17 protein-coding genes are annotated in these 19,688 nt (G+C 34.5%); all 17 read left to right on the top strand.

What is annotated here, in order from left to right; genetic code table 11:
* Positions 1–18 precede the first annotated feature (18 nt).
* Complete coding sequence (gene hslU / locus JYK00_RS08005) at positions 19–1,398, top strand: ATP-dependent protease ATPase subunit HslU (RefSeq protein WP_207566389.1); 1,380 nt, start codon at positions 19–21, stop codon at positions 1,396–1,398.
* 10 nt (positions 1,399–1,408) lie between these two features.
* Positions 1,409–2,704 carry a carbohydrate ABC transporter permease gene (locus JYK00_RS08000; RefSeq protein ID WP_207566388.1) on the top strand — a complete coding sequence of 432 codons (1,296 nt, stop codon included), beginning with the start codon at positions 1,409–1,411 and terminating at the stop codon, positions 2,702–2,704.
* 10 nt (positions 2,705–2,714) lie between these two features.
* Positions 2,715–4,868, top strand: a complete 2,154-nt coding sequence (locus tag JYK00_RS07995) for a carbohydrate ABC transporter permease (protein ID WP_207566387.1) — start codon at positions 2,715–2,717, stop codon at positions 4,866–4,868.
* Positions 4,869–4,892: 24 nt separating this feature from the next.
* The gene (gene fsa, locus JYK00_RS07990; protein WP_207566386.1) at positions 4,893–5,543 is read left to right on the top strand and encodes a fructose-6-phosphate aldolase; all 651 of its coding nucleotides are present in this window, start codon (positions 4,893–4,895) and stop codon (positions 5,541–5,543) included.
* Between the two features lie 5 nt (positions 5,544–5,548).
* A complete protein-coding gene (gene aspS, locus JYK00_RS07985; protein ID WP_207567667.1) occupies positions 5,549–7,297 on the top strand; it encodes an aspartate--tRNA ligase in 1,749 nt (582 codons plus the stop codon).
* Complete coding sequence (locus JYK00_RS07980; protein ID WP_207566385.1) at positions 7,278–7,610, top strand: STAS domain-containing protein; 333 nt, start codon at positions 7,278–7,280, stop codon at positions 7,608–7,610. Before aspS ends, JYK00_RS07980 begins: the two co-directional genes overlap by 20 nt.
* A gap of 12 nt (positions 7,611–7,622) precedes the next feature.
* Positions 7,623–8,276, top strand: coding sequence for a (d)CMP kinase (gene cmk / locus JYK00_RS07975; protein ID WP_207566384.1), 654 nt, complete (start codon positions 7,623–7,625; stop codon positions 8,274–8,276).
* Positions 8,267–9,091, top strand: coding sequence for a 4-hydroxy-3-methylbut-2-enyl diphosphate reductase (ispH, locus tag JYK00_RS07970; RefSeq protein ID WP_207566383.1), 825 nt, complete (start codon positions 8,267–8,269; stop codon positions 9,089–9,091). The genes cmk and ispH overlap by 10 nt, the downstream gene beginning before the upstream one ends.
* Complete coding sequence (locus tag JYK00_RS07965; RefSeq protein ID WP_207566382.1) at positions 9,075–10,706, top strand: S1 RNA-binding domain-containing protein; 1,632 nt, start codon at positions 9,075–9,077, stop codon at positions 10,704–10,706. Before ispH ends, JYK00_RS07965 begins: the two co-directional genes overlap by 17 nt.
* Positions 10,675–11,988, top strand: coding sequence for a ribosome biogenesis GTPase Der (gene der, locus JYK00_RS07960; RefSeq protein WP_207566381.1), 1,314 nt, complete (start codon positions 10,675–10,677; stop codon positions 11,986–11,988). Before JYK00_RS07965 ends, der begins: the two co-directional genes overlap by 32 nt.
* Positions 11,989–12,034: 46 nt before the next feature.
* Positions 12,035–13,114, top strand: coding sequence for a BMP family lipoprotein (locus JYK00_RS07955; protein ID WP_207566380.1), 1,080 nt, complete (start codon positions 12,035–12,037; stop codon positions 13,112–13,114).
* Between the two features lie 13 nt (positions 13,115–13,127).
* Entirely contained in the window at positions 13,128–14,321 is a 1,194-nt protein-coding gene (locus tag JYK00_RS07950; RefSeq protein WP_207566379.1) for an FprA family A-type flavoprotein, read from the top strand.
* A gap of 145 nt (positions 14,322–14,466) precedes the next feature.
* Positions 14,467–14,895: a FeoA family protein gene (locus JYK00_RS07945; RefSeq protein ID WP_207566378.1), complete on the top strand. Its 429-nt coding sequence runs from the start codon at positions 14,467–14,469 to the stop codon at positions 14,893–14,895.
* A gap of 2 nt (positions 14,896–14,897) precedes the next feature.
* Positions 14,898–16,844 (top strand): ferrous iron transport protein B, encoded by a 1,947-nt coding sequence (gene feoB / locus JYK00_RS07940; RefSeq protein ID WP_207566377.1) that lies wholly within the window; start codon positions 14,898–14,900, stop codon positions 16,842–16,844.
* A gap of 229 nt (positions 16,845–17,073) precedes the next feature.
* Positions 17,074–17,442 carry a glycine cleavage system protein GcvH gene (gene gcvH / locus JYK00_RS07935; RefSeq protein ID WP_207566376.1) on the top strand — a complete coding sequence of 123 codons (369 nt, stop codon included), beginning with the start codon at positions 17,074–17,076 and terminating at the stop codon, positions 17,440–17,442.
* Between the two features lie 2 nt (positions 17,443–17,444).
* Positions 17,445–17,885, top strand: a complete 441-nt coding sequence (locus tag JYK00_RS07930; protein WP_207566375.1) for a hypothetical protein — start codon at positions 17,445–17,447, stop codon at positions 17,883–17,885.
* A gap of 77 nt (positions 17,886–17,962) precedes the next feature.
* Positions 17,963–19,612 (top strand): excinuclease ABC subunit UvrC, encoded by a 1,650-nt coding sequence (gene uvrC, locus JYK00_RS07925; RefSeq protein WP_207566374.1) that lies wholly within the window; start codon positions 17,963–17,965, stop codon positions 19,610–19,612.
* The last annotated feature ends 76 nt before the right edge of the window (positions 19,613–19,688 follow it).

Below are 19,688 nucleotides of genomic sequence, written 5' to 3'. Positions count from 1 at the left end.
AATGGGGAGGTAAGTTAAATGACTAAAAATTTCGATCAATTAACTCCAAAAGAAATTGTTGCTGAACTTGATAAATATATTATTGGTCAGCGTGATGCAAAAAAAGCTGTTGCTGTTGCTGTAAGGAACCGTATTAGAAGGCAAAAGTTGCCTGAGGAGTGGCGAAAAGAAATTACTCCAAAAAATATTTTGATGATAGGTCCAACAGGTGTTGGAAAAACTGAAATAGCTCGTAGACTTGCCCAGCTTTCTGGTTCACCATTTTTAAAAGTAGAAGCTACGCGGTTCACAGAAGTTGGATATGTGGGTAAAAATGTTGATTCTATGATAAGAGAACTTGTGGAAATATCAGTTAATATGGTTAAACAAAAAAAGATGAAGGAAGTGGAAGAAAAAGCTAAACAAAATGTTGAAAATCGTATTTTAGAAGTTTTAATACCTTCAAAAAAACGTCCCTCTCAAATACCATTTGCAAATATATTTGGTATTCAAGAACCGGCACAACCTGTAGAAAACGCAAGAGAAGTTCATGAAAAAAGAGAGGAGTTACGGGAAAAACTGAGAAATGGGGAATTAGATAACGAAGAAATTGAAATTGAAATTGAATCAGGGAATCCTCCAATAGGTTTTATAGGGATACCAGAAATGGAGGATATGGGGATGGATCTTTCCCAATTGCTGGGTAATATTCTTCCAAAGCATAAGAAAAAAAGAAAGGTAAAAATATCCGAAGCAAAGCGTATATTACTTCCTATTGAGGAAGAGAAACTCGTAGATATGGATGACGTTATTCAGGAAGCGCTGAAACTTGCGCAAAATCGTGGAATAATATTTATAGATGAGATGGATAAAATAGCTGGAAATGGAGGCCATGGCCCCGATGTTTCACGTCAGGGAGTTCAGAGGGATCTTTTACCAATTGTTGAGGGAACGACAATAACAACAAAGTACGGTCCTGTAAAAACGGATTTTATACTTTTCATTGCTGCTGGAGCGTTTCATGTTTCAAAGCCTACAGAATTAATACCAGAACTTCAGGGAAGATTTCCAATAAGAGTTGAACTTGAACCTTTAAATATGAAAGATTTTGTGAGAATTCTTACAGAACCTGAAAACGCTTTAACCAAACAATACCAGGCTCTTTTGTATACAGAAGGAGTTCGGCTTGATTTTACAGAAGATGGTATAGAAGAGATAGCAACAGTGGCTTATAATCTTAATCAAAAGCTTGAAAATATAGGTGCACGCAGGCTTTATACTGTTATGGAAAAAGTTCTGGAGGAGGTGATGTTTGAGGCTCCGGAAACTGACGAAAAAATTACTGTTGACAGAGAGTTTGTAAAGGGAAAATTAAAAGGAATTGTTGAAGATGAAAATTTAAGCTCATACATTTTGTGAGGTGGGATGGATGGTTGTCTCTAAAAAGAAAAGAATGAGGGAAACTGCTCTTGCATATCTTTTTTTATTACCATCATTAATAGTATTAGGTATATTTGTTTTCTGGCCAGTAGGTTTTTCTTTTGTTTTAAGTTTCTTTAAGTGGGATTTTAGAAACATGAATACTCCTTACTTCCATGGATTGAGCAACTACCTGGAGATATTTAGGTTTGATTATCCTCCAAAATTTTCTTTCATAACGGGATTTTTGTTCTCGTTAAATTACGTGGCATTTTCAATAATTATCATCCTTTCAATATTTGCTTTTGTTGAATTTGTTAAAACTAAAGGAAAAGCATTTGCTACATATTTGGCAATAATTTTACTTTCTTTATTAAGTTACAAGGCACTTACTGTTAATACTGTGTGGATTGCAAGTGTTCTTTTGTGGGGATTTTTAGCTTATGAACTTCTGAAAAACAAAAGCGCTTTTAGAATTAGAGCTTTTAAATCACATATATGGATATCTGTCGCGGCTATTATCCTGTTGTATGTTATTTTTGAAATGAGCGTGGCCAATGAAAAAAGCGTTTTTGCTTTTCTTATTGATGCAAAAGATAAGAATTTATTTCTTAAAGCTTTAGTCAACACATTCTACTATGTTATTCTTACAGTACCTATTACATTAGCTTTAGCCTTGGGACTTGCAGTATTACTTAACAGTAATGTGAAATTCAGGATATTCTTTAGAACTGCATATTTCATACCGTTTGTTACATCAGTTGTTGCAGTGTCGTTAGTGTGGAAATGGATTTTTAATGATGAATACGGGTTATTAAATTATTTTCTTTCCTGGTTTAATGTGGACCCAATAAGGTGGTTGAAAGACGAAAAATGGACAATTCCTACAATAGCGATTGTTTCTATATGGAAACAACTGGGATATAACTCTATAATTTTCTTAGCTGGATTGCAGAACATTGATCAATTTTACTACGAAGCTGCCGAGGTTGATGGAGCTAATGTCTGGCAAAAGTTTACAAAAATTACCTGGCCATTACTTTCTCCAACCACTTTTTTCCTTCTTATTGTGTCAATGATAGGTGCTTTTAAAGTCTTTGCTCAGGTTTATGTTCTTTATGAAGGATTACCTGGTCCGTATAATAATAGTGGAATTACAATGGTATACTATGTTTTTGATTTATTCTACAGGCAGCAGAGAATGGGTCTGGCAAGTGCTGCTGCGTATTTACTTTTTGCAGTTATACTTGTGTTTACTATTATTCAGTACAGGGTTGGAAATAAAGTTGTAGAATACGTATCATGAGGTGATAGCTGTGAGAAAACTGATAATATATTTGCTCCTTTCATTTGGTTTTGTAATAATGATTATGCCGTTTGCATGGATGCTTGTAACCTCTTTCAAATTACCAAGTGAGGTTCAGGAGTGGCCACCAAAATGGATCACAAAGAATTTTTTTGGCGAAAGAGATGTAAAAGTAGAAATCAAATTGGGAGGAATAAAGACTGTAAGGGGTTTGAGCTTAAGTGAAGCGCTGAGTTATTCAGCGGCTGCTATTGAAGATGAAAATGTTTTAAATATAATAATCAATGACGATCCATTTTATCGTGGTACAATGAGGATTGATACAACGGGATTTAAGTACACTAATTTTGCAGATAAAGAGAAATTTTATAATTGGTTAGAAAATTTAGAATTACCAGAAACTTTTGATACTGAGTCGCCTGAGAAGTTTTTTGAAGATGTTTTTCTTTACTATAAAAGTGGTGCTTCTCCATACTTTTCCAGAGTTGAATTCGTAAGTAGTCTGACAAAGAAATTGGAATCTGCTTTAAAAGGTATAAGTCTAATTGAAAAATTTGTTGATAGAAGAATCAAAGATGAAAATGAAGCTGTTCAATTCAAAAGATTTCTGGAAAATGTTAAGGTGAACCTGGATAATGTCCGTTCAGATGTATTAAAATACAAAGCAGGAAAAGAGTTAATATTAACCGATGGAGAAATAGAGAAAATTCTGGACATATTGAAAAAATATGATTTTGAATACACCGGTTCTAATCCTCTTGTTTCTGTTTATAATACAAAAGTTGTCAACCCGGTTATTTCGGAAAAAAAACATGTTGAGTTTTATACGAAAGTCCTGAAGTACTTTAAAACTTTGCAGACGTCTGTTGTTGAAAAACCCATAGTTGCTCGTATTTTAAGGAAAGATGAAAGAATTGCACTTTTGAAAAAGAATCTGGAAGCTTTTCCTGATAAGACTACACTTAACGAAGTGTTAAAGTCAAATGGTTTCGAAAAACTTCCGGAGAATTATTCTAAAAAAGTGGATGCTCTTATGCTTGAGAAATATAATATTACCAATACAGAACTTGTGAACCTAAAAACTGTGGTTGTATCTTTGAAAAATTTGCTGGTGGAAAATAAAATAGATTATTATTCGATAGTACTTAATGAAGGATTTAGTAAACTTTTAGAGATTTCTCAGGATAAACTACAAAATAGCAGCACGTATAAGATAGTCCGAGCCAAGCTAAACGCTTATAGTGACTTGAATAATTTCGAAGCACTTTTAAAAGATCTGATACTTTATTCGGAGTACGTCGAAAGGCTGAGAAAAATATACGTAAACTCTATGAATGCATGGCAGATAATAGAAGCACCTGATTTTGTGAAGGCTATTCGTGTACGTGATGGGAATTTTGTTGAAATAGAACTTGATAACGTTAGTCCAGTTTATTTAAGTGATGATAATCTTAAAACTATTAAATTGAAGTTTTCATTTGGGGAAATTTTCGCAAATGTATTTCAAAATTATGTAGATGCCTGGAATGAAGCTCCTTTTGGAAGATATTACTGGAATACATTTTTTGTGGCAACTGCTACTACCATTCTTGAAGTTATTGTTGCTTCAATGGCTGCGTACGCTTTTTCGTGGATGGTATTTCCTGGAAGAGATTTGTTATTTGGAATCTTTCTGGCTACTATGATGATACCAGGTGAGGTTTTACTTGTGCCTAATTTTATAACAATTGCAAAATTTGGCTGGATAGATACATATTACGCACTGATTGTTCCATGGATTGTAAGTGTTTTTGCTATTTTCCTGATGAGGCAGCATTTCTTAACTATTCCCAAGGAATTATTTGATGCTTCGAAAATAGATGGATGCTCGCATTGGAGATTTTTATGGCAGGTTGTGGTACCTCTTAGTAAACCGGTGATTATTACAGGAGCGTTGTTAAAGTTTGTTGGAAGCTGGAATGCATTTTTATGGGTTTTGATAGTAACAAACAGTGATAAGTATAGAACTTTGCCAGTTGGTCTTCAAAATTTCAGTTCAGATGTCGGAACTCTTTACAATCATTTAATGGCTGCAGCAACGTTCTCAGTTTTACCAGTTATAATTCTTTTCTTGTTTACACAACAATATTTTGTCAGAGGAATTGCAAGAACTGGTTTGAAATAGTCCCTAAAAACGGGAGGTGTAAATATGAAAATTTTTCTTGACACAGCCAATATTGATCAGATCAAACAAGGCGTAGAGTGGGGTGTAATAGACGGGGTCACAACGAATCCTACTCTGGTTTCTAAAGAAAACAGACCTTTTGAAGAAACTATTAAGCAGATTTGTGAACTTGTCCAGGGACCTGTTTCCGCTGAGGTGATTTCTTTAGATTGGAAAGGAATGGTGGAAGAGGCGAGGAAATTGTCACAAATAGACGAACACGTTGTTGTTAAAATACCAATGACACCAGAAGGAATAAAAGCTGTTAAAATTCTTTCTTCGGAAGGAATAAAAACCAATGTGACTCTTGTGTTCAGTGTTAATCAGGCTTTGCTTGCGGCAAAAGCAGGTGCAACATACGTTAGTCCATTTATTGGAAGGATAGACGACATAGGAAATGATGGATTAAAAATGCTTGAAGAAATAGTTGTGGTTTATAACAATTACGCATTTGAAACAGAGATAATTGCTGCGAGTATCAGGCATCCCATGCACGTGGCGGAAGCTGCTATGATAGGTGTTGATGTAGCAACTGTTCCTTTTAATGTTTTAGAAAAATTATTTAAGCATCCTTTAACAGATATAGGTATTGAGAGGTTTTTAAAAGATTGGGAGAAATATAGAGCAGGTAGGTGATGGTATTGTATAGGACTCATACATGCGGAGAACTTAGAAGTACTCACGTAGGCGAAATTGTAGAAATTGCAGGGTGGGTTGAGCGAATAAGAGATTTGGGTGGTATAAAGTTCATAATACTCAGAGATAGATATGGAATAGTTCAGGTTGTTGTTACACCTGAATCTGAAGCGTATTCTCCGGCTCTTGAGATTGGTAGAGAATGGGTGATAAAAGTAAAAGGAGTGGTTAAAAAAAGACCTGAAGAAACAATAACAGAAACACCTACAGGAGAAATAGAAGTTTATGCCGAAAACCTTGAAATTCTTTCTAAAGCTGCTTTGCCGCCGTTTTACCCAGGAGAAAAAGTTTCAGAAGATTTAAAACTAAAGTATAGATACATTGATCTTCGTTCAGAAAATATGAGAAGAAATATAGTGCTTCGTCATAAAATGGCCCAAGCTGCAAGGGAGTTTTTAAATTCCCATGGGTTTATTGAAATTGAAACCCCTGATTTAACTAAAAGTACCCCAGAAGGTGCGAGGGATTTTTTGGTGCCTTCTCGCTTGCAAAAGGGAAAGTTTTATGCTTTGCCACAATCACCGCAATTATTCAAACAACTTTTAATGGTAGCAGGTTTTGATAAATACTATCAATTCGCCAGATGTTTTCGTGATGAAGATTTAAGAGCTGATAGACAGCCAGAGTTTACTCAAATAGATATTGAAATGTCGTTTGTAGAAATGGAAGATATCCTGGAGATAATGGAAAAATTTGTGAAATATGTTTATTCAAAAGTTGGAATAGAGCTTCCTGAAAAATTTGACAGGCTTACTTATGATGAAGTAATGGAAAAATACGGTTCAGATAAGCCGGATAGACGGATAGGAATGGAATTAACTGATTTTACAGATTATTTTAAAAACACTGATTTTAAAATAATAAGGAACATAATTGACAACGGAGGTTCTGTTAAAGGATTTGTTGCAAAGATACCAATAAGCCGAAAGATTGCATCTGAATATGAAGAAGTGGTCAAAGAATCCGGGCTTGGTGGATTGTTATGGTTTAAAGTAGAAAAAGTAGTTGTTTCACCTACGGCAAAATTTTTAGGTGATGAGTATAAAAAAATCTCTGAAGATTTTGCATTAGAAGAAGGAGAAGTCGTTTTAATAGCTGCTCATAAAAACCGCGAAATTCTTAATACTGCGTTGGGAAATCTGCGCATAAAGCTTGGGAAAAAATATTTCAAAGATTTAATGAAAGGTTTTGATGCGTTCTGGGTTGTAGACTTTCCCTTTCTTGAGTGGGATGAAGAAGAAAATCGATATGTTGCCAGGCATCACCCATTTACCATGCCTCATGTAGAAGATTTAAATAAAGATCCCGCGCAAATAAAGGCCTATGCTTATGACATGATATTAAATGGCAATGAACTTGGTGGTGGAAGCATAAGAATTCATAAGAAAGAAGTTCAAGAAAGAGTTTTTGATATAATAGGATTGTCTAAGGAAGAAGCTGAAACAAAATTCGGTTTCTTGTTGGAAGCACTTCAGTATGGAGCTCCTCCACACGGCGGGATAGCTTTTGGCTTTGACAGAATGGTTGCTATAGCCGCGGGTCTGGATAACATAAGAGAGGTTATAGCTTTTCCAAAAACTTCAAGTGGTGCCTGTTTGCTTACTGGAGCTCCATCCAGAGTTTCTAACGAACAACTAAATGAGCTTTCAATAAAGATAGATGGAGGTGAATCTTATGAAAACGACAAAAGTTGAGTTTAAGGAAATTGAAGAGAAAGTTATAGCCATTATATCTGGAGATATTGATGCTTACCATTCGGCGGACATAAAGAAAGCAATCAGGGAGAAAATGCTTGAAACGAGTGTTTCAAAGTTTGTGATTGACCTTTCAAATGTTTCATACATAGATAGTGCAGGTCTTGGAAGTCTTGTGGCGATTTTAAAAGATGCCAGGATGAATGATAAAGAGCTTATTTTGGCTGCCCCAAAACAGGCTGTTATGAGAGTATTTGAAATGACAAGATTGGATAAAGTATTTAAGATTGTTTCTACAATGGAGGAAGCATAAAGGAGGTCTCTTATGTCCTGTAAAATAGCAATAGATGGACCAGCTGGTTCTGGAAAGACTACTGTAGCAAAAAAACTTGCTGAAAAACTGGGATATTATTATCTTGATACTGGAGCAATGTACCGGATAGTTGGCCTATATCTTCACAGTAAAGGTATTACCCCTGAGGATGAAATAACTCTGTCAATGTTAGAAGATATTGATTTAAAATTTATAGAGGGCAAATTCTTTTTTTTGGGAAAAGAAGCGGGAGATGAAATAAGAACACCAGACGCTGGTAAGTATGCATCATTGTACGCAAGACATCCCGTAGTTAGAAAATATTTAACGTCTTTACAGAAAAAAATAGCTCAATCTGGAAATATTGTTGTAGAGGGCAGGGATATAGGCACTGTTGTGATTCCTGATGCAGAAGTTAAAATTTTTCTTGAAGCTTCTCCTGAAGCAAGAGCACGTCGGAGGTTTGAAGAATTAAAAGCAAAAGGTTTAAATGTAGAGTATTCTGAGATACTGAATGAAATATTATTAAGAGATAAGCAGGATTCTGAAAGGGATATAGCACCATTAAAACCTGCAGAAGATGCTTTTATAATCGATACTACAAATCTTTCAGTATCTGAAGTTATTGAGAAAATTCTTGAGGTGGTTAAAATCAAATGCAGATAATAGTAGCCAGAAATATAGGTTTTTGTTCTGGAGTGGATCGCGCTGTTAAAAAAACAAAAGAACTTCTGGAAAAAGGATATAGAGTTTTTACTGATGATGATATAGTTCATAATAAAAATGTCATGAATGATTTATTGGTTTCTGGACTTTCTTTTGAAGATGGTGAAGTGTTTCTTGTGAGGGCGCATGGATTACCACCGGAAAAGATAAGGGAATATGAAAAAAAATATCGTGTAGTGAATCTAACATGTCCAATTGTAATGGATTTATTTGAAAAGGCAAAAAGATTGAGAGAGAAAGGCTACAAGATAGTTGTATTTGGGAAAAAAAGCCATCCGGAAATGATCGCTTTGAAAGGATATGTTTCTGATGCCATGGTTACTAAAGTTCCAGGCAAATTTGTTGAAAAAAAGGTGGCGTTTTTGAGTCAAACCACCTCATCGTTAGAGGAATTCAATGAATTTATATGTGAAACTACAAAAATATCAAAAATTAATGAATTGCTTGTGTGCAACACAATATGTGACCTTACTATAAAAAGGGAAGAAGAGGTGAAGAAACTTTCAAAAATATGTGACCTTATTATCGTAATTGGTGGCAAACATAGTTCAAATACGCTCAAACTTGCAAGGTTAGCTTCCATAAACACTTCTGTGCTTCATGTGGAGAGTGTTAATGAGTTAATTAATATTCCAGATAATGTAAAAAAAGTAGGAATTGTGAGTGGAACTTCTACGTCTGTTTACGATGTAGAAAAAGTTATAGATAGATTAAAAGAATTAGGAGGGATGCTGGAAAATGGACAACAGCTTTGAGAAGCTTCTGGGAGAGTACTTGTTTGATGAGGTAAAAAGAGGTTCTTTAGTGGAAGGAGTAGTCGTAAGAATTTCGGAAAGTGAAGTATTTATAGACTTTGGCTGGAAAGGGGAGGGGTTGGTACCTGCAGAGGAGCTTGTAAGATCTCCAAAAGATTATGGAATAGGTGAAAAGCTAACATTAATGGTTTTAAAAACTAACGATGAAGAGGGGACGGCATTACTATCAGAGAAAAAACCTCTTTTATCGAAATTAAGAAACGAAATTAAAGAAAAATATGAAAAGGGAGAAAAAATTAAAGGCGTTGTAAAACAGCAAATAAAAGGAGGGTACCTTGTATTAATTGAAAATGTTTTACCGGCTTTTCTTCCGGGAAGTGAGTCTTTAATAAAGCAAGGTGAAAATATTCCAGATGGTTTTCTTGAATTTAAGATCATAAAATTTGAATCCAGGGGTCGAAAGCAAAATATTGTCTTATCGCGAAAAGCGATAAAAGATGAATTTGTTAAGCGATTTTTTAGCGAAAGAAAACCAGGAGACGTTATAGAGGGAATAGTGGAAAACATCGAGAAATTCGGTGCTTTTGTGAGAATTGTTGATGGAATTGTTGGATTACTTCCAAACAGTGAAGTTTCGTATGACAATAGTATAACAGCGGAAGATGTAACGGAAATAGGAAAGTCCGTGAAACTTCTTATAAAAGAAATTGATAGGAATAATAAAAAAGTAACCCTTAGTTTGAAAGCGCTTATGCCAGATCCATGGTTGAATGTAGAGAAAAAATACCCGGTTGGGACTGTTGTTTCTGGAACTGTAAAAAGTATTTTACCTTATGGTTTTTTTGTCACTTTAGAGCCAGGTGTGGATGGTCTTGTGCATATAAGTGAAATATTCTGGGGAAAACCCGGGAAAATAAATGATGTAGTTTCAGAAGGAGATGTGGTAAAGGTAGTTGTAAAAGAGGTAGATAAGGAAAAAAGAAAACTTTCTTTGAGCTATAAGATGGCAAAAGGGGATCCATGGGAAGAAGTAGAGGAAAAATATCCTGTTGGAAATTTAGTAACGGGAGTCGTTGGAACTATTCTTACATCAGGTGTAATAATTGATCTCGAAGAGGGAATAAGTGGATATTGTCCTATCTCAGAATTGTCATGGCGATATATTGAAAAACCGGAGGAAATTGTTCGAATTGGGGAAAAAGTTAAGGCTGTTATAATTGATCTTGATAAAGAAGCAAGAAGAATTAGACTGAGTGTAAGAAAATCAACGGAAAATCCATGGGAAAAGTTTTCCAGAAAATATAAAAATGGAGATGTAATTACCGGAAAGGTATTAAAGGAAGTAAAGAAGGGGTATATAATCCTGGTAGAAGATATAGAGGTATACTTACCAAAATCACATACAATTTCAGTTAAAAATGTGGGTGATAGTGTTACGGGAAAAATTATCCGTTTTGTCCAGGATGGAGAAATATACAGAATAACTATAAGTGAAAAAGAACTGGTTGAAAAAGAAAAATTAAAAGAGCTACAAGAAGAAACGGAGAAAGAGAGGACTCTTTCTTTAGAAAGGAAGATAAGCGATGCCAACAGTATTAATAGTGGGAAAGAGTAATGTAGGGAAGTCAACACTTTTTAATAAATTAATCGGTAAAAGAAAATCAATTGTAGATGACAAAGAAGGCGTTACAAGGGATGCGGTTTCAGACCGCGTCTCTTATTTTGGAAAAGTTTTTGAAATAGTGGATACATGTGGAATATTTGAAATTCCGGAAGATTTAATTACTCAAAAAACAAAGGAAAATACAATTTCCATGCTTAAAGAGGCAGATGCAGCAGTTTTTATTGTTGATGGGCGGAAGGGGATAACTTCGGAAGATGAGCATCTTGCTGAACTTTTAAGGAAAAGTGGAATAGAGATAATATTTGTGGCTAATAAGGCAGAAAATGAACGCAAATACCAGGAAGTTTTACCTGATTTGTATAAATTGGGATTTGGTGATCCTATCCCTGTTTCTGCAGAACAGGGGAAAAATATAGATATTCTCATTGAAAAGATTATAGAAATTCTGGAAAATAAAGGCTACGACCTGGAAAGAACAGTTGAGGAAAAAGAAATAATACGTGTGGCAATTGTGGGCAGACCAAATGCGGGTAAATCTTCATTGTTTAATGCCATTCTAAGATCAGAACGCTCACTTGTTACACCTATCCCGGGTACAACTCGTGATGCAATTGATGAATTAGTTACAATAAAAGATAAAAAATATCTTTTTGTTGATACTGCCGGTTTCAAGAGAAAAAGTAAAACAGAGTACAAAAGTCTGGATATGTATAGTACTGTTCGCTCTATAAAAGCTATAGAAATGTGTGATGTGGCAGTTATAGTGATTGACGCGTTGGAAGGCATTACAAAACAGGATCAAAAAATAGCTGGAATAGCGGAAAACAGAGGGAAGGCAACTGTGATAGTTTATAACAAGTGGGATCTTGTGAGTCACGCCAGAGAACGTGTTGATGAGTATATGAATATGTTTTACGAAAAGCTTTATTTTGTGAATTATAGCCCTGTGATTTTTACAAGTGCTGTTAAATCTTCTGGAATTTCAAAGCTCATAAATGCTATAAATGACGCTTACAATGCTTTAAAACATCGGGTATCAACAAGCGCAGTAAATGCTGTTGTACAACGAATGATGATGTTCACACCACCTCCGCGTGGATTAAAAATATTTTATGGAACTCAGGTAGATATAAGACCACCAACTTTTCTGTTTTTCACAAACGGAAGGAAAGTGCCAGAGCATTATCAAAACTTGATTAGAAGAACTATACGTGAAAACATATATTCATTTACTGGTGCACCTATATTTCTTAAATTTAAATCGCACCATTAGAATGTGTTAATATATAGTTTAGAAAAACAAGAAGGGGGAGTTTGATATGAAAAGATTTTTTATGCTGGCTTTTTTAGTAGGGTTAATTGTTTCTGGATTTGCTTTTAAAGTTATTATGGTGACAGACATAGGAGGACTCGGAGATGGTTCATTTATGGATGGGACATGGGCCGGAATTGTTAAAGCTGCAGAAGAGTATGGACTTGAATATGAAGTTATTCAGTCAAAAGAACAAAGCGACTATATTCCAAACCTCAGCAAAGCTGCAGAAGAAGCAGATGTGGTCTTTGCTGTAGGTTTTTTAATGTCTGATGCCTTTTTCAAAGTTGCTCAGCAATATCCTGCAACGTATTTTGTTGGTATTGATTTCAGCTTTCCAGAAGAAAAAAACCTTCCAAATGTGATGACTTTTACTTTTAAAGAGCAGGAAGGTAGTTTTTTAACAGGATACCTGGCAGCGGGAATGACAAGAACAGGAAAAGTAGCAATATTAGGCGGTATCCCCATCCCTCCAGTCCAAAGATATGTTATAGGTTTTGAGGCGGGGGTAAAAGCGTATAACCAGATTCATAAGACTAACATCAAAGTGAAAAGTGTCTATGCAAATACATTTACTGATCCAAAAAAAGGTAAAGAATTTGGGCAGGCTTTAATAAGCGAAGGGTACGATATTATTCAACAAGCCTGTGGTGGTACAGCACTTGGGCTTTTAGAAGCGATAAAAGAAGAAAATCAAAAAAGAGCTAATATAGATAATCTTCCAGAATTCATTGATGACCTGTATAAAAATGGGGGAGTGTTCATGCTTGGTGGTGATATAGAACAGGAATGGCAGGCACCTGGACATATATTAGCGAGTGCTATTAAAAGAGTGGATGTTGCTTCCTATTTAGGTGTTGTTAAAGCTTATACAGGTGAATGGGAACCTGGCAATGTTGAACTGGGAATCAAAGAAAAAGGTGAAGGTATAAGTAGAATGCCATTTACCAAAGGTTTAGTATCAAATAAACTGTTGGCAGAAATTGTTTACATACAAAATCTTGTAGGAATTGGGAAAATAAAAATTCCTTCCACAGAGGAAGAATTAAAAGCTTTCTGGTTGAAGGGGATAGAAATTCCGTTTTGATAGGAGGTAGATTATGCATCGAGTATTAAAAATAACTGATGATATTTTTTATGCAGGTGTAAATGACAGGGACACAGTATTATTTGAAAATATCTGGCCTCTAACAAAAGGTGTGTCTTATAATTCATATCTCATCAGAGATGAAAAAAATGTGCTAATTGATACTGTAAAAATTAGTAAAGTTGAACAATTTGTAGAAAAGATCAGAGAAGTTTTAGGTGGTAAATCTCTCGATTATCTTGTAATAAATCATATGGAACCAGACCATTCAGGATCCATATCTTCCATAATCCACGCTTTCCCGGGTGTAAAAATAATTGGTAATAAAAAAACACGGGAATTTCTTAAAGCATTGTATGGCCTTAGCGATAATTTTGTTGAAATAAAAGATGGAGAAGAACTTTCCCTGGGAAAACATAAATTGAAATTTTATATAACTCCCATGGTTCACTGGCCCGAAACTATGATGACTTACGAGGTAACTGAAAAAATTCTTTTTTCAGGAGATGCTTTTGGAGGGTTTGGTTCACTTGATGGTGGCATATTTGATGATGAAGTTGATATAGATTATTATGAAAACGAAATAAGAAGATATTATTCAAACATTGTTGGCAAGTTTGGACCAATGGTTCAAAAAGCGCTTAAAAAACTTTCAGAAGTTGAAATCAAAATAATAGCTTCCACTCATGGACCCATATGGAGAAGTAACCCTCAAAGAATTATAGAGTCGTACGACAGGTGGAGCAGGTATGAAGTGGAAGAAGGAGTTGTTATAGCTTACGGATCAATGTATGGGAATACTGAGAAGATGGCTGATTTTATCGCGAAAGTTTTGGCCAAAGAAGGGGTAAAGAATATACGTGTTATGAACTCGTCGCAGGTTCACGAATCTTTTATAATAAACGAAATATGGCGATTCAAAGGAGTTATTTTTGGAACATCTACTTATAACAATGGCATTTTTCCTCCCATGGAAAATCTTATAATTAATCTTGCTCATAAAGGAATAAAAAACAGAATATTTGGAGTATTTGGGACATATGGATGGAGTGGTGGAGGTGTAAAAGGAATAGTTGATTATATACAAAGGAATAAATGGGAACTTGCATGTGAACCTGTAGAAGTTCAATTTTCTCCCGATGAAGAAGACTTTGAACGTTTGAGGGAATTTGCAAAAAAATTTGTAAAGAGACTGAGACAAATATAGACAATCCCCCGAACATTCGGGGGATTTATTTTGATGTTATGTAAATTATACGATTATTACCTCTTGATTAAAAAAAGTTTTGTGTTAAAATGGTTATTGAGAATAATTTTCAATAAATAAAAAACAAATTATGGGAGGGTGTTTTATGACGCTTGATAGAGTATTGCCTGGTTTAAGAGTTAGAATAGTGAAAATAAGAGAGAGCGACGTGTCGAATAGAATACTTGGAATAGGAATTATTCCAGATGTTGAAATAGAAGTTGTGCGTTCGTCTCCCATGGGTGATCCACGTCTTTATCGCGTTTTTAACAAATTGGTTACTCTTCGAAACTCTGAAGCAAAGCTTATTGAAGTAGAATTTTTGAGCAATTTTGTTCCCCTTGCTTATGTTTCCGATGGAAAATTTGAGGTTGTAAAACTTCTTGGAGGAAAAATGTTTCAACTGAAAGTTAAGAGGTTCGGGATAACTCCTGGTACAATTTTAGATATCACCAACGGGGAAGTGTTTATTAATTCAACAAAAATAGATTTAGGATTTGGAATTAAAGAGAAGATAATTGTTAGGAGGTTGTAGAAATGATCGTGTCTGTGGGGCTTGTAGGAAATCCTAATGTTGGGAAAACGAGTATTTTCAATACTTTAGTTGGAGCAAGGCAGTATATTGCAAATTGGCCGGGCGTAACTGTTACAAAAGTTGAAGGAGCTACCGAATGGCGTGGAAATATTCTTCGTATTATTGATTTGCCTGGAACTTACAGTTTGACTGCACAAAGTACTGATGAAAAGATTACAAGAAATTTTTTATTTTATTCTCCACCAGATGTGACTGTTTTAATAGCAGATAGTATAAATCCAGAGCAGAGTTTTTATCTCCTTATTGAGACTCTTGAAGTAACAACAAATGTTATACTTGCAATGAATTCTATTGATGAAGCAAAAAGGCTGGGCATAAAAATAGACCGATACGAACTTGAGAAACATTTCGGAGTCCCTGTGGTTTTCACATCTGCCAAAACGGGGGAAGGTGTATCAGAGCTGAAAGATAGGATTCTTGAAGTTGCAAAAGGGAAGGTTTCAAAAAAGGTTCTTTTTAGTTACGGTGAATTTGAGAAAAATATCACATCTATAGAAAAACTTATACCTGAAAATTTATATCAAAATAAAAGATTTGTAGCATTAAAAATCCTGGAAGGAGACAGAGATTTTCTAAAAGTTATAAACAGTAAAACAGAGCTACCAGAGGATTTTGTTGAATCTTCTAAGTCAAAAATAGCAACTGTAAGATATTCCCATGTAAGAAACGTTATAAAAGAAGCTTATTCTGGAGAGTCGTTGAGTATCCAGAAAACAATTAATGATAAAATTGATCATATTTTAACGCATAAATATTTTGGGATACCGTTGCTTATATTAATAATGTACCTTGTTTTTAAATTTACTTTTGATGTAGTTCAACCACTTTCTGACCTTCTGGATGTAGGATTTTCAGCGCTTGGTGAATATATAAAAAGTTTTGGGGATAATGCGTTTCTTTCATTAATTGCAGATGGAGTTATTGGTGGTGTTGGAGGTGTTCTCGTATTTATACCAAATATATTCGCATTGTTTTTCGCTTTAGGGATTCTTGAGGAGACTGGTTATTTGCCCCGTGCAGCTTTTGTTGTTGATAGGATAATGTATAAAATGAAACTTTCGGGAAGAGCTTTTATATCACTCCTTCTTGGTTTTGGGTGTAATGTACCTTCCATAATGAGTACTCGAGGACTTAATGACGAGAAAGAAAGAATTAGTACAATAATTGCCGCGCCGTTTGTGTCGTGTAGTGCAAGACTCCCTGTGTATCTCATGATAGTGGGAATTTTCTTTCCAAAATATAGGGGGGAAATTTTGTTCTCAATATATTTTGTGAGCATTTTGTTAACGGCTCTTTCAGCAATTATAATAAATAAAATATTTTTCAAAGGAGAGGAAGTTCCGCTTATAATGGAACTACCTCGTTATAGAATACCTACGTTGAAGAACATTTATATTTATATGTGGAATAAGGGGAGTCATTTTATAAAAAAAGCGGGAACAATAATATTTGCAACAAGTATTCTTGTTTGGTTTGTTTCATACTTTCCAGATAACGGAAATGTTGAAACGAGTTATGCGGCTTACATAGGAAAATTTTTGGAACCTGTGCTTAAACCGTTAGGATTCAACTGGCAGGTAGGAACCGCTTTGTTTTTCGGAGGAATTGCGAAAGAAGTTATAGTTTCCACTTTTGCAATGCTTTATGGTTTTGCTGAAGAAAATCTTCAAATGGCAAAAGTGGCGTTGACTACTTCATTAACTCCGGTATCAGCGTATGCATTACTTTTATTTGTACTTGCTTACATTCCGTGTTTTGCAACTCTTGCAACAATTCGCTCCGAAACTGGAAAATGGAAATGGGTCGCTGTTTCTGTGGGTTATAGTCTTACACTGGCTTATACACTTTCGTTAATTTTTGTTGGTATAATGAATCTATTAATAAAGTAGCAAAAGTTTATGAATTAAAACAAAATCAAATCAATCTCTAAGCCAATGGACGCAATATATGGAATTTATGTATTTTTATATTTATTCAAAAGTTCGTATAAGCTCAATTTTTTTGAATAAAAGTGTTTAGTGTCTAATTTTTCTAAAAACCATTTAAAACGTAACTTGAAAACATGCTTTCATGTGTTAAAATATTTGTGAACAAAACTAATTGGGGAGGGATAAAGTAATGAAAAAATACACAAAGACTCATGAATGGATTGATACAGATACTGGTTACATGGGTATAACAGAACATGCTCAAAAAGAGTTGGGGGATATAGTTTATGTGGATTTGCCTGAAGTTGATAAAGAGGTCGAAAAAGGTGAAATAATCTTATCAATAGAAAGTGTTAAAGCTGCAACAGATGTTTATGCTCCAGTTTCAGGAAAAGTAGTAGAAATAAATGAAGAACTCGAAACTTCTCCAGAGCTTGTTAATGAAGATGCAGAAGGCAAAGGATGGCTTGTAAAAATTGAAATTTCAGATCCTGCCCAGTTAGATGAGCTTTTTGACAAAGATGAATATTTAAAATTTATCGAAAGTGAAGGTGAATAAAAGTGCTTACAGTAACGGCTTACTCAACTCTGATGTTCATTGCTAATATAGTTCTTGGTGCTGTTCTGGTACTTGGAATAGTCCAGCAAGCAAAATCAACTTTTGGAATAGCAAGTGTCACCTCTATGGTTTATTTGATTATTTCGTTGTCTTTTTTTGCAAGTGGTGGTTTTACAAGATTTTTAACAAGACTCGGATTTTCTATTTCACCTTTTGCATACGCTTTGTTGAGCATAATTTCTATTATGTTACTCAAAAATTTTGGAAGTCTTAAGGTAAGGGAAGGTATGCGTTTTTCCATTGTAGCATCTTTGCTCATGATTTTAATATTGATTTTTGACTTTTTCTGGGTAGGAAATGCAGCAATGATCTCGTTATTTTCTATAGGATGGGCTTATGTTATAATGCTATTTGTTGGTTATACTCATAGAAATATAAAATAAGTGTTGGTTTTGTAATTAGAATGGGGGGGAACCCCCATTTTTTGTTATTTTTGCAATTTAAAACATGAGGTGAAAAAGTGCTGGATCGTTCTGTACTGAATAAAATTCCTGAAAAACCAGGAGTTTATATGTTTAAAAAAAATTCTGAAATTATATACATTGGAAAGGCCAAAAATCTTAAAAAACGTATTTCTTCACATCTGGCAAAAAGAGAAGAAAAAAGTGCTCTGATAGTTTCAGAATCAAATGAGATTGAAACAATTTTAGTTCTCAATGAACGTGAAGCTCTTTTGCTTGAGGCCGTTCTTATTTACAAACATAAACCAAAATACAATGTGATGCTAAAGGGAGCTGAATATTATCCATATATTAGAATAAGCAACGATCTATTTCCTTATGTTGAAGTGGTGAGGAACAAAAGACAATCTGGTACTCATTTTGGACCTTATACGAATGTATCTTTTGCAAAATTGCTTGTCGAAATACTGCAAAAGATTTTTAGATTTAGGACGTGTAAAAAGGATTTGATGAAAGTTAAAAGAAGTTGCATGGAATATCATTTAGGACTTTGCAGTGCACCCTGTGTAAAAGTGATTGATGAGAAAGGTTATACTGCTATTATTGAAAATTTGAAAAGAACACTTTCTGGAGATTTTAAATTTGTACGAGAGTTTGTTACAAAAAAAATGGAACATCATGCAAGAATGCTTGATTTTGAAAACGCTGCAAAATATAGAGATATGATGAATAGTTTTGATGAAGTGATAAAATCTCAGGGAATTATTCTTTCGGATAATCGTAATGTTGATTACATAGCCTATGAAGATAATAAGTTTGTTGTTATAAAAATGCGTGGAGGTATTCTTTTATCAAAGCTCATTTATGAAGCAGATGTGGATATTGAAGAGTTTCTGTATCAATTTTATTATGGGAAGGGAAGCGATCTTCCTGAAAGAATAGTTATAAAAGATCGTGGAAAATTGTCTTTCGAAATTCCGATAACCTTACCAGAGGATGAATCTGATGAAATTCTTTTGAAAATAGCATTTGAAAATCTGATGATTGAACTTGAAAAGGCTGTTATTTCGAGAGAGATATTGAAGCAAATGAAAGAAATACTTGGCTTAAAAAAACTCCCGGTGATTATAGAGGGAACAGATATTTCACATCTTTTTGGAAAACACACCGTTGCATCTCTTGTAGTTTTTGAAAATGGGAAACCTTTAAAGGAGAAATATAGGCGTTATAAACTTGGGAATATTCTTGATGATTATGAAAGCTTAAGGGTATTTGTAAAAAGGAGATATAGTAAACATGAAATTCCAGACTTAGTTTTTGTAGACGGTGGTAAAGGTCAGGTAAATGTTGTAAAAAATACCTTAAAAGAATTGGGAAAAGATGTTCCAGTAGTTGGACTGGCCAAAGAAAATGAGACAATAGTTACCGAAAATGGAATGATATCTTTACCAGACGATCATCCAGTGTTAAGAGCTTTTATAAAAATTAGAGACGAAACGCATCGCCTTGCCAATACTTATAACCAGAAATTACGTGAAAGCAGTTTAAGAAGCACCATTCTTGATAGTATAGAAGGAATAGGACCTAAAAGAAAGAAAAAACTTTTGAAACATTTTGGAACAATTGATGACATAAGACAGGCAAGTATGGAAGAACTGGAAAAAGTGATTGGGAAAAAATTAGCAAGAAGGATTAAAGAAGAGTTATAGAAGGATAAAGTTGATAATTAAGTGTTAACAATTAATTAATCGGAAGAATCTATGTTGAAACATTTTGACAAGTTGC

It is taken from the genome of Thermosipho ferrireducens, assembly GCF_017358165.1.
Lineage (GTDB): Bacteria > Thermotogota > Thermotogae > Thermotogales > Fervidobacteriaceae > Thermosipho_B > Thermosipho_B ferrireducens.
The sequence above is the reverse complement of the archived record's forward strand: the minus strand, read 5'-3'. Positions and strand labels throughout refer to the sequence as shown.

Excerpts from the sequence above, each read along its gene's own strand:
- hslU (WP_207566389.1), top strand. The coding sequence starts at position 19 with ATGACTAAAAATTTCGATCAATTAACTCCAAAAGAAATTGTTGCTGAA.
- JYK00_RS08000 (WP_207566388.1), top strand. The coding sequence starts at position 1,409 with ATGGTTGTCTCTAAAAAGAAAAGAATGAGGGAAACTGCTCTTGCATAT.
- fsa (WP_207566386.1), top strand. The coding sequence starts at position 4,893 with ATGAAAATTTTTCTTGACACAGCCAATATTGATCAGATCAAACAAGGC.
- JYK00_RS07980 (WP_207566385.1), top strand. The coding sequence starts at position 7,278 with ATGAAAACGACAAAAGTTGAGTTTAAGGAAATTGAAGAGAAAGTTATA.
- cmk (WP_207566384.1), top strand. The coding sequence starts at position 7,623 with ATGTCCTGTAAAATAGCAATAGATGGACCAGCTGGTTCTGGAAAGACT.
- ispH (WP_207566383.1), top strand. The coding sequence starts at position 8,267 with ATGCAGATAATAGTAGCCAGAAATATAGGTTTTTGTTCTGGAGTGGAT.
- JYK00_RS07965 (WP_207566382.1), top strand. The coding sequence starts at position 9,075 with ATGGACAACAGCTTTGAGAAGCTTCTGGGAGAGTACTTGTTTGATGAG.
- der (WP_207566381.1), top strand. The coding sequence starts at position 10,675 with ATGCCAACAGTATTAATAGTGGGAAAGAGTAATGTAGGGAAGTCAACA.
- JYK00_RS07955 (WP_207566380.1), top strand. The coding sequence starts at position 12,035 with ATGAAAAGATTTTTTATGCTGGCTTTTTTAGTAGGGTTAATTGTTTCT.
- JYK00_RS07950 (WP_207566379.1), top strand. The coding sequence starts at position 13,128 with ATGCATCGAGTATTAAAAATAACTGATGATATTTTTTATGCAGGTGTA.
- JYK00_RS07945 (WP_207566378.1), top strand. The coding sequence starts at position 14,467 with ATGACGCTTGATAGAGTATTGCCTGGTTTAAGAGTTAGAATAGTGAAA.
- feoB (WP_207566377.1), top strand. The coding sequence starts at position 14,898 with ATGATCGTGTCTGTGGGGCTTGTAGGAAATCCTAATGTTGGGAAAACG.
- gcvH (WP_207566376.1), top strand. The coding sequence starts at position 17,074 with ATGAAAAAATACACAAAGACTCATGAATGGATTGATACAGATACTGGT.